This is a genomic window from Candidatus Methylomirabilota bacterium, from assembly GCA_035936835.1.
In the GTDB taxonomy this organism is placed as follows: Bacteria; Methylomirabilota; Methylomirabilia; order Rokubacteriales; family CSP1-6; genus AR37.
In genome coordinates this window covers 1-14,770 of sequence record DASYVT010000066.1, presented here as the reverse complement: position 1 = coordinate 14,770, position 14,770 = coordinate 1, and the positions used below count along the sequence as shown (strand labels likewise).

Sequence of the window (14,770 nt, the reverse complement as noted above, 5' to 3'; positions counted from 1 at the left end):
GCCAGCTCGCAGCCGCCGCCCATGGCGAAGCCCTCGACCGCGGCGATCACCGGCACGGGGCAGTGGAGCACGCGCGCGGCGGCGGCCTCGAAGATGACGTGCTGGGCGCGCCAGACCTCGTCGGTCATGCCCTGGCGCTCCTTGAGATCGCCGCCCACGCAAAAAGCCTTGGTGCCCGAGCCCGTGAGGACGACCACGCGCACCGCCTTGTCCCACTGGAGGGCATCGAAGCAGCGCAGCAGGTCCTCGCCCATGGCCGTGTTCATGGCGTTGAGCGCTTCCGGCCGGTTGAACTCGACGGTGACGACGTGGCCGTCCAGCCCGCCCGTGACGTTGAGCGTCTTATAGCTGGATGACATGGCGCGAGGCGAGCTCCTTGATGGCGGCCTGGTCGTATCCCAGCTCCGCAAGCACTTCAGCCGTGTGCTCGCCGAGCAGCGGCGGGACACGCGACACGCCGGGGCGCTCGCCGTCCCAGCGGATGGGAAGGCCCACCGCGCGATAGTCGGGAAGGCGCGGGTGTTTGGCGGAGACCAGCATGCCGCTAGCGTCGGTTTGAGGGTCAGCGGCGACTCTGTCGAGAGTGAGGATGGGCGCGCACGGCACGCCTGCCCGCTGGAGTCGATCCAGGACGTCGGCGCTCGTGAGCGCGCGCGTGACGGCCGAGAGCGCGTCGAAGAGCTCCGCGCGGTGCGCGACGCGCGCCGGGTTGTCAGCGAAGCGCGGGTCCCGGGGCAGGCCGGGGACGCCAAGCCCCTCGGAGGCTTTCGCGAAGAGCGCATCCGACCCGGCGGCGATCATGACCCAGGCATCGCGAGTGGGGAAGGCCTCGTACGGGCAGATCATCGCGGTGCCCGAGCCCTGGGGCTGCGGGACCTCCCCGGTGCCGAAGTACTGGTTCATCTGGAAGACGCTCCAGGCCAGCGCCGTCTCGTACAGCGCCGTCGTCACGTTGGCGCCGCGGCCGGTGCGGTCGCGCTCGCGCAGCGCCCCCAGGATGGCGATGGCCGCCCACATCCCCGTGCCCATGTCCACGATGGAGACGGGCACGCGCGCGGGCGGCTGGCCCGGATGCCCGTTGACGGACATGATGCCGCCTAGCGCCTGCATGAGCGGGTCATAGCCCGGGCGATCCTTGAGCGGACCTTCAGTGCCGAAGGCCGTGACCGAACAGTAGACGAGCCGCGGGTTGATCTGATTCGCGCGCTCCCAGCCCAGCCCCAGCTCCTCGACGGCGCCCGCGCGCAGCGACTGAACAAGAACGTCGGCGCGGCCGATGAGCCGCTCGAGTACCGCGCACCCGTCGGCCTGCTTCATGTCCACGGCGAGGCTCCGCTTGTTGCGGTTGACGCTCATGAAGGTGGCGCTCTCGTCGCCCCAGTAGGGCGGCGCCCAGGCGCGCGCGTCGTCGCCCCGTCCGGGGCGCTCCACCTTGACCACCTCGGCCCCCATGTCGCCCAGGATCTGGGTGCAGGTGGGGCCTGCGACGTTCTGGGTCAGGTCGGCGACGAGGAGTCCGGCCAGCGGGGCGTCCATGGGAGACCGATTATAGCCCGAGCAGGTGCAGGTCCTCCATCACGACGGCGGACCCTTCCCGGTGCCGCGCCCGCCTACGCGGCTGTGAGCGGACGGAACTCTGTTTCTGGAAGCGGCGGCTGTCCGAGCTCCCGAAGCACGCCGTTGAGGCGCTCGAGCGTCACCGCTTCGGGAGATGTGATCTCGACGCCGATCGGGCGACCGTCAGCGGCGTAGTCCACCACGACGAGGCCGTCCGGCGAAGGTTCCGTCCTGGCGCTCCTCTCCCCGGTCGGGTGCGCGAGATAGAGGTATGCCGCGAGCGGACGGCCCTTGCGGTAGGTGATCTGCAGCGACCGTTCAGTCATCGACCACTCTCGTAAGCGGTCACGATCACGAGGGCACGCTCGTCAGAATCGGGTTCCACGATGATGATCCAGGGTAGGCCGTGGTGGGTCGTTTCAACCATGAACCGCCCGGGTACGAAACTAGGGGAATAGCCGCTCGCGCGGTGGAGCATTGCGCGGACTTCCACCTCGGTGACCGAGCGCTGGACCATTCGAAGTTCGGCGTGGCCCGTGAACACCAGCTCCCAATCCCACCACTCCGGCCACATTCAGCCTCCCCAAGATGCTTCACGAGCTCACACTACCATAGAGCGGGGCCGGAGCGCGGGTCTCGGATAGCCTACTGCCTCAGCTCCGCCTCCGCCTGCCCGAGCCAGAAGCGCATGTCCATCTCGCGGTACATCGTCGTCGCCGTGGTGAGGTGTTCCTGCGCCTGCTCGCACTTGTCCGTGCGCCGGGAGAGCTTGCCGAGGCCGAGGTGGCAGTGGGCGACGAGCGGGCGCATTCCGCGCGGCTCGGCGAGGGCCAGCGCCTGGCGATAGTGGGCCTCGCCGCGCTCGGCATCGAACCGGTCGGGATGGGCCGCGATGTCGCCGAGTAGGTGCAGAGCATGGGCCGCGTTCCCGGGGTGGCGCGGAGAGGATTCGACCGCGCGGTTGCCGAGGCGCTGCGCCTCGTCGAGCCGGCCGAGCAGCAGACCGGCGCGACCCAGCGCGTGGTAGTCCCAGCCCCGATCGCCGAAGACTCCCCTCGCCGCGATACGCTCGACGAGCTCCTCGCCTTCCCGGAGCCGGTTCAGCGCCTCGCTTGCTTCGCCGAGCTGGGCCAGTACCCAGGCGGAGAAGGCGACGACGGTGGGAAGCAGAACGACAACGTTCCCCGTCCGGAGCACCGCGATCCCGTGCTCGATCAGTGACCGCGCCTTCGCCCAGTCACCCTTGAGGAGGTAGAGCATGCTCGCGGCGCCGTGGGCCAGACCGACGGTGTACGCATGATGCGTCGGCTCGGCGAGCCGGATCGCCTCGGCATCGTACTCGGCCTCTTCGGCGAATCTGCCGAGCTGAGCGAGGCATATGATGAGCCACCGGCGATCGTCGACCGATGCCGGCGCGGTGCCTCCGAAATACTCGTAAACCCAATCGGCGGGCAACGCCGCGAGGTTGTCGGTGGCCAGCTCGACCACCCGCTCGTACTCGCCCCGGAAGTAATGCGCCTGCTCAAGATACGTCGTGGCAGGGATGCGAAGTCTCAAGTCCCCGAGGCGCCCGCCGATCTCCAGCGCGCGGGTGCCGGACGCAACCGCCTCGTCAAGCTCGCCAAGCAGCGAGTGGATGTTCGTCATGAACGCGCAGACCCGGCCTCGCCGGCGGTCGTCGTTCAACCGCTCGGCGAGGGTTTCGGCTTCGCGCAGGCGCTCCAGCATCCGCCGGGCTTCACCGAGCTGGTTCAGCACCGGTCGGAGCTCGAGGCGGATCTCGAAGGCCTGCTCCAAGGTGGACCGGCCTTCCGGCAGCGCCTCGAGGACGCCGAGCGCCTGTTCGAACCAGGCCCAGGCGTCCGGGAGCGCTGAACGCGCGGCCGCCTTGAGCCCGGCCTGCCGGAGATAGTGCACCGCCTTCTCTCGCAACTCGCCCCGGACGGCGTGATGGGCCAACCGCTCGGTGTGCTCGCCGAGGCGATCTCCGTGGAGTGTCTCGATCGCCTCGACGATCCGCGCGTGCAGCTCGCGGCGACGCTCCTGCAGCAGGCCACCGTATGTGACCTCGTGAGTGAGGGCGTGCTTGAAGGAGTACTCGAGATCCGGATAGAGCCCGGTCTCGTGGAGGAACTCGGCGGCCTGCAGGTGGTCCAGTCCGCGTCGGAGCGCGTCGTCCGGGAGGTCGCCGGTCGCCTGGAGCAGTACCCACGGCACGTCCTTGCCGACGACGGAAGCAACCTGCAGCAGGCGTTTGTCCTCCGGGGGGAGCCGGTCGATGCGCGCCGCCAGCATCGCCTGGACCGTGGCAGGAACCTGGATCGCCTGGACCGGTTGCGTCAGCCGATACCGTCCCCGCTCCCCCGCCAGCGCCTTCGTCTCCACCAGCGTCCGGACGGTCTCCTCCAGGAAGAACGGGTTCCCGCGCTTGACGAGGAGCTGCTTGAGCGGGGCCAGCCCGGGATCGTCGCCGAGGAGCGCCTCCAGCAGCTCCCCGGCGCTTTCGGCCGGCAGCACGTCGAGCCGCATCTGGCTGTAGGCCGTCTTGCTGCCCCACGCGTGCTGGTACTCGGGGCGGTAGTTCACGAGCAGCAGCAGGCGCGCCGACCCCAGGCTCTCGACCAGGCCGTCGAGCAACGCCTGGGTCTCGCCGTCGATCCAGTGGAGGTCCTCGAAGATCAGGAGGAGCGGCTGCTCCCGCGCTTCCCGCAGCAGCAACCGTTTCACGCCGTCGAGCGTCTGCTGGCGCCGCTGACCCGGGTCGAGCGCCTGCCACGCGGCGTCGTCCACGGGCACGTCGAGCAGGGCCAGCAAGGCCGGCAGCGTCGGCTCCAGCGCGCGGTCGAGCGTGAGCAGCTTGCCCGTCACCTTCTCGCGGATCTCGCGGAGGTCGTCCCGGTCCTGGATCTTGAAGTAGCCCTTGAGGAGGTCGATCACGGGCAAGTAGCTCGTCGCCTTGCCGTACGAGACCGAGGCGCTCTCGAGGGTGAGCCAGCCCTGCAGGCGATGCGAGTGGGTGAACTCGTAGACGAGGCGCGACTTACCTACCCCGGCCTCGCCCACGACCGCCGCGATCTGGCCATGACCGTTTGCAGCCAGCTGCTGAGCGCGGCGGAGCTGCTCCAGCTCGGCGTTGCGGCCGACGAACCGCGTCAGCCCGCGCCGGGCGCCCGCCTGGAGCCGGGTCCGCGCCGAGCCCGCCCCCGTGATCTCGTAGATCTCCACGGGATCGGCGAGCCCTTTGATCGGCACCGGACCCAGCGACTTCACCTCGACGTAGCCCTCGACCAGCGCCAGCGTCTCGGGCGTGATCACGATCGCGCCGGGATCGGCGAGCTGTTCCATCCGCGCGGCCAGGTGCGTCGTCTGGCCGACGGCCGTGTAGTCCATGTGGAGATCGCTGCCGATGGCGCGCACGACGACCTCCCCGGAGTTCAGCCCGACGCGGATCTTGACCACGGCCGCGTGAGAGCGTCGCACCTCTTCCGCGTACTTCTTCACGCTCTCCTGCATCCGGAGCGCCGCGTAGCAGGCCCGCACGGCGTGATCTTCATGGGCGAGCGGCGCCCCGAAGAGCGCCATGATGCCTTCGCCCATGACCTGGTTCACCGTGCCCTCGTAGCGGTGCACGGCCTCCATCATCCGCTCGAGCACGGGATCGAGGAGCTTGCGCGCCTCCTCGGGATCGCGGTCGGCGAGCAGCTCCATGGAGCCCTTCAGATCGGCGAAGAGGACCGTGACCTGCTTGCGCTCCCCTTCGAGCGCGCTCTTCGAGGTGAGGATCTTCTCGGCAAGGTGCTTCGGTGTGTAGGACTGAGGCGAGGCGAAACGAGGTTGAGCGGCAGTAGTCGCGGCCAGTGAGTGCGCGCACTCGGAGCAGAACTTCGCGGTCGGGGAAACCTGAGTGCCGCAGTTCGGGCAGGTCTGTGCGAGAGGTGTGGCACACTCTTCGCAGAATTTCGCGTGCGCAGGGTTCTCGTGCTGGCACCGGGAACATTTCATGCCGGGCTCTCCAGCGCGGGCAGGGAGAAGGTGAACGTAGAGCCCTGGCCAGGAGCGCTGGACAGTGTGATCTGCCCGCCGTGCAGCTCAACGAGCAAGCGGGTGATCACCAGCCCGAGCCCCGTGCCGCCCGCCGCGTGGGGCGAGCGATCGTGGGCCCTGAAGAATTTGGTAAAGAGTTGCGCCTGCTCCTCGGGTGACAGGCCAATGCCGGTGTCACTGACGTCCACGCGCACGAACCGATCGTCTCGCCGGGCTGCCACCGTGATGCTCCCCTCCACCGGCGTGTACCTGTGGGCGTTGGAGATGAGGTTCGTGAGGATCTGCGTGACGCGGTCCGCGTCGGCCCACACAGCAGGCAGCGCGTCGCCGAGGTCGAGCCTGAGCCGCTGACGCTTGGCTTCGATCAGCGGGCGCAGCGAGCCAGCAGTCTCACGGATCAAGCGGGCGAGGTCCAGACTCGTGCGGTGGAGCTCGATCCTGCCCGCCTCCATGCGCGCGAGATCGAGGAGATCGTTGATCAGCCCAAGCAAGCGGTCCGCGTTCTTCTTGACAATAGTCAGGCTCTCTCGCTTCTCTCCGGCGATCTCTCCGCCCTCGAGCAGTAGCTCGGCGAATCCCTGGATCGACGTAAGGGGAGTCCGCAGCTCGTGCGAGACCATCGAGACGAACTCGGTCTTCAACCGGTTCGCCTCCTGGATCGCGCGGTTCTGCTGCTCGAGCTGGTAGTTCTTCCGGCGAAGCTCCTCTTCGAGAAGCCTGAGTTCGTGCGCCTGCTGGAGCGACTCGGCCATCTGGTCGAACGCGTTGGCAAGCTGGCTCAGCTCCCCCTGCCCGCGAGGAAGCCCGGTGCGCGCGCTCAACTCCCCGGCAGCAAGCCGTTTTGTCGCGCCAACCAGGGCCTGAACCTGGCGCACGATGAACAGGTTCCCACCCACCCAGGCCGCGGCGAGTGCGAGGGCAGCAACGAGCCCCAGCGCGGCAAGGTTGCGGGCGAGCATTCGGTTGGCGTCGGCAAAGGCGACAGCCGCTGGGATGCCGATGCTCACATATGCGCCTGCGCTTTGCGGAGTGCCGCCGAACGGCGCGAACGAAAAGAGGCGCGGTACGCCGTCCACGCCCGGCGCCTCGGTCGTGCCGTTCCCTTGTTGAGCCGCAATAGCCTTCAAGACCAGCGACTCCGGCATGAGCTTGCCAACCCATTCCCTTTGGTCTGGGTAACGCACCAGGATCGTGCCGCGGCGATCGATCACGGTGAACATCGACCCCTTCGGCAGGCCCGCTTCCCTGGCGAGTTCGTTGAGCCAGGCCAGATCGAGCGCGGCGAACACCACGGCTCGGACATGGCCCGCGTCGTTGAGGACAGGGTGGCCGAAGTTGACGGTGGGCTTGCCGGTGATGCGGCCAATCTGATACTCGCCGATGGCGAAGTCGCGCGTGCGCACGGCCCGCTCGAACCAGGCGAGGTCGGCAGAGTTGACCGGCCGGGTCATGAGCAGGGCGCTGCAGAAAATGTTGCCATCAGCGTCAGTAACCCCCAAGTTGGCATACGACAAATGTTGCGTGAGCAGATCGGCGAAGAGCGCGTTGCAGGCAGCGCGGTTGCGATCGTGCACCGCGGGGAGTCGTGCCAGGGTCACGAGGAGCTGGCGCGCCTCCTCGATCAGTCGCTCGTGATCCGCGGACACGACGCGGGACAGCCTGAGCGCGTGCTCCTGCACGTGCGCCTTTCTGAGCTCGCGCTCTTCCAGGTTCGTGTAGAGCGTGAGCCCCAGCGCCGGAATGACGGCGAGAAGGACGAGCAGCAACAGCCGGACCCGCAGGCTTGAGAAAGACAGCCGCGCCATGGTTCACGTGCCCTCTGCGCCGGCGCGGCTCCGCTGCAGCCAGGCGTGCACGCGCGAGCGGATGTGCGTTGGCTTGAATGGTTTGGTCACGTAATCGGTGACGCCGGCCGCAAATCCCGCCGCGGTGTCCTCCGCCCCCACCTGCGCGGTCAGGAGTACCACGGGCACGTTGCGGAGGCGCGGGTCTGACTCGGCGCGCAGGGCGCGACACACCTCCAGCCCGTTGCGCCCGGACATATTCCAGTCAAGCAGGAGAAGGTCCGGCCGCTCGGCTCGGGCGATCTCCAATGCTGCGTCCCCGTCGCTCGCCGACAACAGACGGAAGCCCTCCGGCCGGAGCGTCATGGTCAAAAGGCGCACGATGTCGGGGTCATCGTCGACAAGCAAGATGGTCATTGACGTATGCGCAGCTCCAACTACGTCGGCAATGGTGGCTTCCACCTGTCTCGCGACGCGCGGTGTGGCGGCCTCCCGCTCCGCCAGCTCCACCATCTGCCCCTCGGCGGCGGCAAAGACATCGAGCGCGCCGGCAGCGGCGCGCCGGCGACAGGTCTCCACCAGCCGGTCCACCGCCGCGTCATTGCGGAGGGGATCGTGGTGAAACAGCGCCAGCCGCTTCACTCTCGCGGCGAGGGCAAAGTCCACAGCCAGTTCGGCCGGGGTATGGCCCCACGACAGCTTGCTCGGGTACTCCTCCAGGGTGTACTGAGCGTCGTGGATCACGAGGTCCGCGCCGGCCAGGAACTCGACGTGCCGCTGGTCCTCGCGGTGGACCGGGCGGGCCTGAGCCGCGTCCGCCACCTCGGACTGATGGCGCGAGTGCGGCTCGTGATCGGTGGCGTAGACCATGGCCACTCCGCCGGCTTCCAAGCGGTACCCGAGCGCGAGCCCCGGGTGGTTCAGGTAGCGGGCAGTGACCCGAACAGCCCCGAGGTCGAAGCTCCCCTCCACAAGCTCATGGTAGCGGATCGTGGCGCCGAGCTGGCCAAGCGTCACCGGGAAATACGCGTACTCCATCTGCCCGGCGAGGGTATCCTCCAGGCGCCGTCCCAGGCCCTGAGGCGCGTAGACGTCCCATTCGTTCCCCGGGACGAAGAGTGGCGCGAAGAAGGGAAAGCCCTGGATGTGGTCCCAGTGCGTGTGGGTGATCAGGAGATGCCCGCGAATGGACTGCTCGCCCGACGTCACCAGGCTCTGGCCCAGATCATGGGCGCCGGTGCCGCAGTCCAGGATAATCAGCGTCCCGTCCGCCGCGCGCACCTCCACGCAGGAGGTGTTGCCCCCGTAGCGAATCGTGCTAGGCCCTGGCTTTGCCAGCGAGCCGCGCGTACCCCAGAACCGAATGTGCATCTCGCCCCTTTTTAATCCAACGCCTTCAGTTCCGTTCCCGTTTTCTCCAGCCAGAAGCGCATGTCCATCTCGCGGTACATCGTCGTCGCGGTGGTGAGGTGCTCCTGCGCCTCCTGCCGCTTGCCCGTGCGGCGGTAGAGCTTGGCGAGGCCGAGGTGGCAGTGGGCGACGAGGGGGCGCATGCCGAGCTCGCCGGCGAGCGCCAGGGCGCTCCGGTAACGGCCCTCGGCCTCGGCCGGGGCACTGCGGGCGGCGATTTCGCCCAGGACCCACATCGCCCGGGCCTCATTTCCCCGCTGCTCCTGCCTCTGGGCGAGTTCCAGCGCACGCGTGGCCGCCTGCTCCGCCTCCACGATCCGGCCCCCGAGGAGATAGACCTGGGCGAGGGCGAATACATTGAGGGGCAGGAAGGCGTCCCACCGATGCACGGCCTCCCCGAGGCCATCTTCCAAGACTGCCGTAGCCTCCTCGACACGCCCGATGAGCCCGTAAACCGATCCCAGCTGGGCAGCGGTTGGCCTGCCCATGGCCGGCATGCTCGATTCCGCGGCGATGCGGAGCGCCCGCTCGAGCGCGGGCATGGCTAGCTCGACATCACCCTTCAGGGAACGGACGGTGCCCACCGCGAGGTGGCCGTGGTAGAGGCCGTAGGGGTGGTCCAGGGCTTCGGCGATTCGCAGAGCTTCCGCCCCCTGGGCAAGTGCCTCGGCGAAGGCGCCGGTCTCCGCCCGCGAGAACGCCAGCCAGGTCCTCGCGAAGACAGACGGCGGCGCAGCCATGCCGAGGCGATCGAAGGCCAACTCGTCGGGAAGCCACGCCACGACCTGCTCGAGAATCTCGATCGCCGCGACATAGTCGCCCCGGGCGTGGTGAAGCTGACCCAGAAAGTAGCTCGCGGCAACCTTGAGGGGCAAGCTATCGAGCTGCACCGCGATGGACAACGCCCGCTGTCCTGCCTCGAGCCCGGCGCGAGGCTCACCGACGGACCAGAAGTAGTGCGCCCGGCGAGACAGGACCAGCGCCAGCCTCTCGCGGTCCCCGATGGCCGCCGCGAGAGCCTCTGCCTCGTCGAGGAGATCGATGATCCTCGTGAGCTGGCCCAGCGGGAAGAGCGAATTCCGAAGAGCGATCCGGACATCGATGGCCTTGCGCTGCGTCCCGGCGCTCTCTGGGAGGTGCCGTAGCACATCGAGCGCCTGCTCGTAGCAGGCCACGGCCTCCCGGTGGGCGGAGCGCCCGAAGCTCTTGGCTCCGGCCTGCTCCAGGTAACCGAGGGCCTTGTCCCACAGCTCCCCGCGACCCGCGTGATGGGCCAGGCGCTCGACCTGGTCGCCCAGACGTCCGGCCCACGCGGTCTCGATGGCCTCGGCGATCCGCGCGTGGAGGCTCCGGCGCCGGTCGTGGAGCAGGCTCGCGTAGGTCACCTCGTGGGTCAGGGCATGCTTGAAGGTGTACTCGAGGTCGGGGAACAGGCTCGCCTCGTAGAGGAACTCGGCGGCCTGCAGGTGGTCGAGTCCGCTTCGGAGCGCCTCGTCGGGGAAGTCGGCGATCGCCTGGAGCAGGACCCACGGCACGTCCTTGCCGACGACGGAGGCCGTCTGTAGCAGCCGTTTGTCCTCCGGCGCGAGCCGGTCGATACGCGCGGCCAGCATCGCCTGGACCGTGGCCGGGACCTGGATCGCCTGGATTGGTTGCGTCAGCCGATACCGACCTCGCTCCCCCGCCAGCGCCTTCGTCTCTACCAGCGTCCGGACGGTCTCCTCCAGGAAAAACGGGTTCCCGCGCTTGACGAGGAGCTGCTTGAGCGGTTCCAGCCCGGGATCGTCGCCGAGGAGCGCCTCCAGCAGCTCCCCGGCGCTCTCGGCCGGGAGCGCGTCCAGCCTGAACTGGCTGTAGGACGTCTTGCTGCCCCAGGCGTGCTGGTACTCGGGCCGGTAGTTCACGAGCAGCAGCAGCCGCGCCGAGCCCAGGCTGTCGACGAGAGCATCGAGAACGGCCTGGGTCTCGCCGTCGATCCAGTGGAGATCCTCGAAAATCAGGAGGAGCGGTTGCTCACGCGCTTCCCGCAGGAGCAGTCGCTTGACGGCGTCGAGCGTCTGCTGGCGGCGCTGCGCCGGGTCGAGCGTCGGCCACGCGGCGTCGTCCACGGGCACGTCGAGCAGAGCCAGCAACGCCGGCAGCGTCGGCTCCAGCGCGCGGTCGAGGGTGAGCAGCTTGCCCGTCACCTTCTCCCGGATCTCACGGAGGTCGTCCCGGTCCTGGATCTTGAAGTAGCCCTTGAGTAGGTCGATCACCGGCAGGTAGCTCGTCGCCTTGCCGTACGAGACCGAGGCGCTCTCGAGGACGAGCCAGCCGTGCAGGCGATGCGAATGGGTGAGTTCGTAGATGAGGCGCGACTTGCCTACCCCCGCCTCGCCCACGACCGCCGCCACCTGCCCGTGCCCGTCGCCGGCGAGCTGCTGAGCGCGGCGGAGCTGCTCCAGCTCGGCGTCGCGGCCGACGAAGCGCGTCAGCCCGCGCCGGGCGGCCGCCTGCAGGCGGGTCCTCGCCGCGCCTGCTCCCGTCACCTCGTAGACCTCCACCGGCTCGGGGAGGCCTTTCACCGGCACGGGGCCGAGTGACTTCACCTCGACATAGCCCTCGGCCAGCGCCAGCGTCGCGGGCGTGATCACGATGGCGCCGGGATCGGCGAGCTGCTCCATGCGGGCGGCGAGATGCGTCGTCTGGCCGACGGCCGTGTAGTCCATGTGGAGATCGCTGCCGATGGCGCGCACGACGACCTCCCCGGAGTTCAGCCCGACGCGGATCTTGACCACCGCCGCGTGGGAGCGTCGCACCTCTTCCGCGTACTTCTTCACGCTCTCCTGCATCCGGAGCGCCGCATAGCACGCCCGCACGGCGTGGTCCTCGTGGGCGAGGGGCGCGCCGAAGAGCGCCATGATCCCGTCGCCCATGACCTGGTTCACCGTGCCCTCGTAGCGGTGGACGGCTTCCATCATCCGCTCCAGCACCGGGTCGAGGAGCTTGCGCGCCTCCTCGGGATCGCGGTCGGCCAGCAGCTCCATCGAACCCTTCAGATCGGCGAAGAGGACCGTGACCTGCTTGCGCTCGCCTTCGAGGGCGGCCTTCGAGGTGAGGATCTTCTCGGCGAGATGCTTGGGGGTGTACGACTCGGGCGAGGCATAGCGAGGCGCGGTCGCCGGGGCGATCCCCAGCGCCCGGCCGCAACCGTTACAGAATCGGCTCCCGGCAGGATTCGCTTGATGACACGCGGAGCAAGTTAGCTCGAACAGCGCTCCGCAGTCGTTGCAAAACCGCGCGCTTGGCGGATTATCGTGCTGGCAACGGGGGCACTTCACATCGAGCTCATTCAGGGCCACTCGACGACAGCACCGGCGACGGGTTCGATCGGCTTCCGGCGCCACTGCATCTCGAGCTCGGCCAAGTACGCCTCCTCCCGAGCCTGCCGCAAGGTCACGACCACGATCGCAAGCCCTGGCAACGCAGCCAGCACGCGACGGGCAGACATCGCGAAGAGGCGATCCCTGGTCAGGATGACCCGAAAGCCTTCACGGAACGCCGCGTCGGCCAGAGCGCCGTTCGTCAGGTCACGCCAGTTGCGTCGCGCCGCCGTGTCGCAAGAGATCCCAAAGCCCTGCAGGAGTCCCGCGAGACCGTTCGGGAGATTGACGTCAAGCAGCCACATCGTGCCGGTCGGTGACCTCAGCCGCGAAGCGGAGTACCTCTGCGATGCTCTCGCGGGGAAACTCCGAGTACTCCCGGACGATGTCCTCGTACGACATACCCTCGGCCAGGCAGGCCAGGATGAACGACACCGAAAAACGAGTGCCCGCGATCGTCGCCTTGCCGCCCAGTCGATCCGGATTCGTCACCAGTAAGCGATATCCGTGGATCAGCGTGTCTTCCATGACCCCTCCTGTCGCGCGGTTGCAAACTCCCTCCGCATGAGAATTGAAGCACATACGACCCACCTCACGCGAGCGCCCTCGACTCCGCCTCCGCCTGCCCGAGCCAGAAGCGCATGTCCATCTCGCGGTACATCGTCGTCGCGGTGGTGAGGTGCTCGCGGGCCTGCTCGCGCTTGCCGGTGCGCCGGTGGAGCTTGCCGAGGCCGAGGTGGCAGTGGGCGATGAGCGGGCGCATGCCGAGCTCGCCGGCGAGCGCCAGCGCCTTACGGTAGTGGCCTTCAGCGTCGTCACCGCCTGTCGACGCGACGTCACCTGCGAGGCAGAGGGCGTGGGCCTCGCTTGCCCGCGCCCCCAGCCGGCGGGTGAGCGCCAGCGCCTCTCGGGCGTGGCTGGCGGCCTCGTCGATCCGCCCGGCCGAGAGGTAGGTCATCCCCGCGCACAGAAGAATGAGCGCCGGCCGAACGTGAATCTGGCGACTGCGGAACTCCTCGACGGCGCCCGCGACCAGCGCGAGCGCCTCGTCAGCACGGCCGGCGAGGGCGTATGCGGCGCCGAGGGTCGCGGCGACGATCGTTGTCCCGGCGACGATCTGCCACGTTCGGCAGAGGTCGAAGCACCGCTCGAGGGCCCGGGTCGCGCGTGGGAGATCCCCGCGACGGAGGTGGGCGCCGCCAAGAGCGAACAACCCTTGGTACAGCGTCAAGGGATGATCGGCCGTTTCAGCGATCTGCACGGCGGCCTCGGCGTGCCCGATTGCCTCGTCGAACCGGCCGAGCTGGGAGAGCACGTCGGCGAGCCAGGTGCCTGACAACGCCGACGGGATGCCGGGCGTCCCGAAGCGCTCGTAGCGCAGGTCGCCCTCGAGCGCGACGTTCCGCTCGAGGAAGGTGGCCGCGTCGCTGAACTCGCCCCGGGCGACGTGCGTCATGCCCAGAAGGTTCGTTGCGACCACCTCGATCGAGCGATCGTTGAGGGTTCGCGCGATGCTCAGGGCCTCCTGGCCAAATCTGACGGCCTCGTCGTAGTCGCCAGTGCCCACGCACTGGTTCACCATGAAGGTGGCGATCCGCCCGAGCCGGTGCTGGTCGCCGAGCATCCTGGCGAGCACCTCCGCTTCGTGGAGGTGCTCCCCCATGCGCGCCCACTCGCTTAGCAGGAGGAGCGCGTTCCGGAGGTCGAGCCGGATGTCGATGGTCAGCTCGGTCGTCTCCCGGGTCTCGGGGAGGTAGCGGAGGGTGCCGAGCGCCTGCTCCAGGTGGGCGATGGCCTCGCGATTGGCGGCCCGCGCCATGGCCCGGAGCCCCGCCTGGCGGAGATAGGCGACCGCCTTCTCCCACAACTCCCCGCGAAGCGAGTGGTGGGCCAGCCGCTCGGCTTGCTCGGCGACGCGCTCGGGCGAGAGCCGCTCGATGGCCTCGGTGATACGGGCGTGCAGGGCCCGCTGCCGGTCGTGGAGCAGCCCCCCGTACGCGACCTCGTGGGTGAGCGCGTGCTTGAACGTGTACTCGAGGTCCGGAAAGAGCCGGGTCTCGTAGAGGAACTCCGCGGTCTGGAGATGCGTGAGCTCGGCGCGCACGTCGTGCTCCGGCGCGTCGGCAATGGCCAGGAGCAGCGGCATGGCCACGTCCTTGCCGATGACCGCGGCCGCCTGGAGCAGTCGCTTGGCCTCGGGCCCCAGGCGGTCGATGCGCGCGGCCAGGATGGCCTGCACGGTGGCGGGGATCGTCAGATGCTCGACGGGCCGGGTGAGCCGGTAGGCGCCGCGCTCGCCGAGCAGGGCCGCCGTCTCCACCAGGGCTCGCACACTCTCCTCGAGGAAGAGGGGATTGGCGTCCGTCCGCTCGACCAGGAGCTGCTTGAGCGGGCCGAGTGCCGCGTCAGCGCCGAGGAGCGCCTCGAGCAGCTCGTCAGCGCTTTCGGGCGGCAGGGGATCGATCCGGAGCTGGCGGTAGTAGGTCTTGCCGCCCCAGGCGTGGCTGTACTCGGGGCGGTAGTTGACGAGGAGCAAGAGGCGCGCGGCGGGCAGGCTGTCGATGAGGCTATCGAGCAAGGTCTGGGTCTCGCCGTCGATCCAGTGCAGGTCCT

11 protein-coding genes are annotated in these 14,770 nt (G+C 68.7%); all 11 read right to left on the bottom strand.

What is annotated here, in order from left to right:
• A partial coding sequence (locus VGV06_05530; protein ID HEV2054621.1) for an enoyl-CoA hydratase/isomerase family protein occupies positions 1 to 359 on the bottom strand: 359 nt, incomplete at its 3' end.
• Positions 343 to 1,536, bottom strand: a complete 1,194-nt coding sequence (locus tag VGV06_05525) for a CoA transferase (protein ID HEV2054620.1) — start codon at positions 1,534 to 1,536, stop codon at positions 343 to 345. The genes VGV06_05525 and VGV06_05530, both read right to left, overlap by 17 nt.
• A 74-nt stretch (positions 1,537 to 1,610) precedes the next feature.
• Entirely contained in the window at positions 1,611 to 1,883 is a 273-nt protein-coding gene (locus VGV06_05520; protein ID HEV2054619.1) for a DUF2283 domain-containing protein, read from the bottom strand.
• On the bottom strand, positions 1,880 to 2,131 hold the full coding sequence (locus VGV06_05515) for a DUF4258 domain-containing protein (GenBank protein ID HEV2054618.1): 252 nt from the start codon (positions 2,129 to 2,131) through the stop codon (positions 1,880 to 1,882). Before VGV06_05515 ends, VGV06_05520 begins: the two co-directional genes overlap by 4 nt.
• Positions 2,132 to 2,202: 71 nt before the next feature.
• Positions 2,203 to 5,559, bottom strand: coding sequence for an adenylate/guanylate cyclase domain-containing protein (locus VGV06_05510; GenBank protein ID HEV2054617.1), 3,357 nt, complete (start codon positions 5,557 to 5,559; stop codon positions 2,203 to 2,205).
• Positions 5,556 to 7,406 carry an ATP-binding protein gene (locus tag VGV06_05505; GenBank protein HEV2054616.1) on the bottom strand — a complete coding sequence of 617 codons (1,851 nt, stop codon included), beginning with the start codon at positions 7,404 to 7,406 and terminating at the stop codon, positions 5,556 to 5,558. The genes VGV06_05510 and VGV06_05505 overlap by 4 nt, the downstream gene beginning before the upstream one ends.
• Positions 7,407 to 7,409: 3 nt before the next feature.
• Entirely contained in the window at positions 7,410 to 8,672 is a 1,263-nt protein-coding gene (locus VGV06_05500) for a response regulator (protein HEV2054615.1), read from the bottom strand.
• 95 nt (positions 8,673 to 8,767) lie between these two features.
• Positions 8,768 to 12,115 (bottom strand): adenylate/guanylate cyclase domain-containing protein, encoded by a 3,348-nt coding sequence (locus VGV06_05495; protein HEV2054614.1) that lies wholly within the window; start codon positions 12,113 to 12,115, stop codon positions 8,768 to 8,770.
• A gap of 11 nt (positions 12,116 to 12,126) precedes the next feature.
• Positions 12,127 to 12,462, bottom strand: coding sequence for a hypothetical protein (locus VGV06_05490; protein ID HEV2054613.1), 336 nt, complete (start codon positions 12,460 to 12,462; stop codon positions 12,127 to 12,129).
• On the bottom strand, positions 12,449 to 12,685 hold the full coding sequence (locus tag VGV06_05485; protein ID HEV2054612.1) for a DUF433 domain-containing protein: 237 nt from the start codon (positions 12,683 to 12,685) through the stop codon (positions 12,449 to 12,451). The genes VGV06_05490 and VGV06_05485 overlap by 14 nt, the downstream gene beginning before the upstream one ends.
• A 64-nt stretch (positions 12,686 to 12,749) precedes the next feature.
• The coding region (locus VGV06_05480; protein ID HEV2054611.1) for a tetratricopeptide repeat protein at positions 12,750 to 14,770 on the bottom strand (2,021 nt) is incomplete at its 5' end.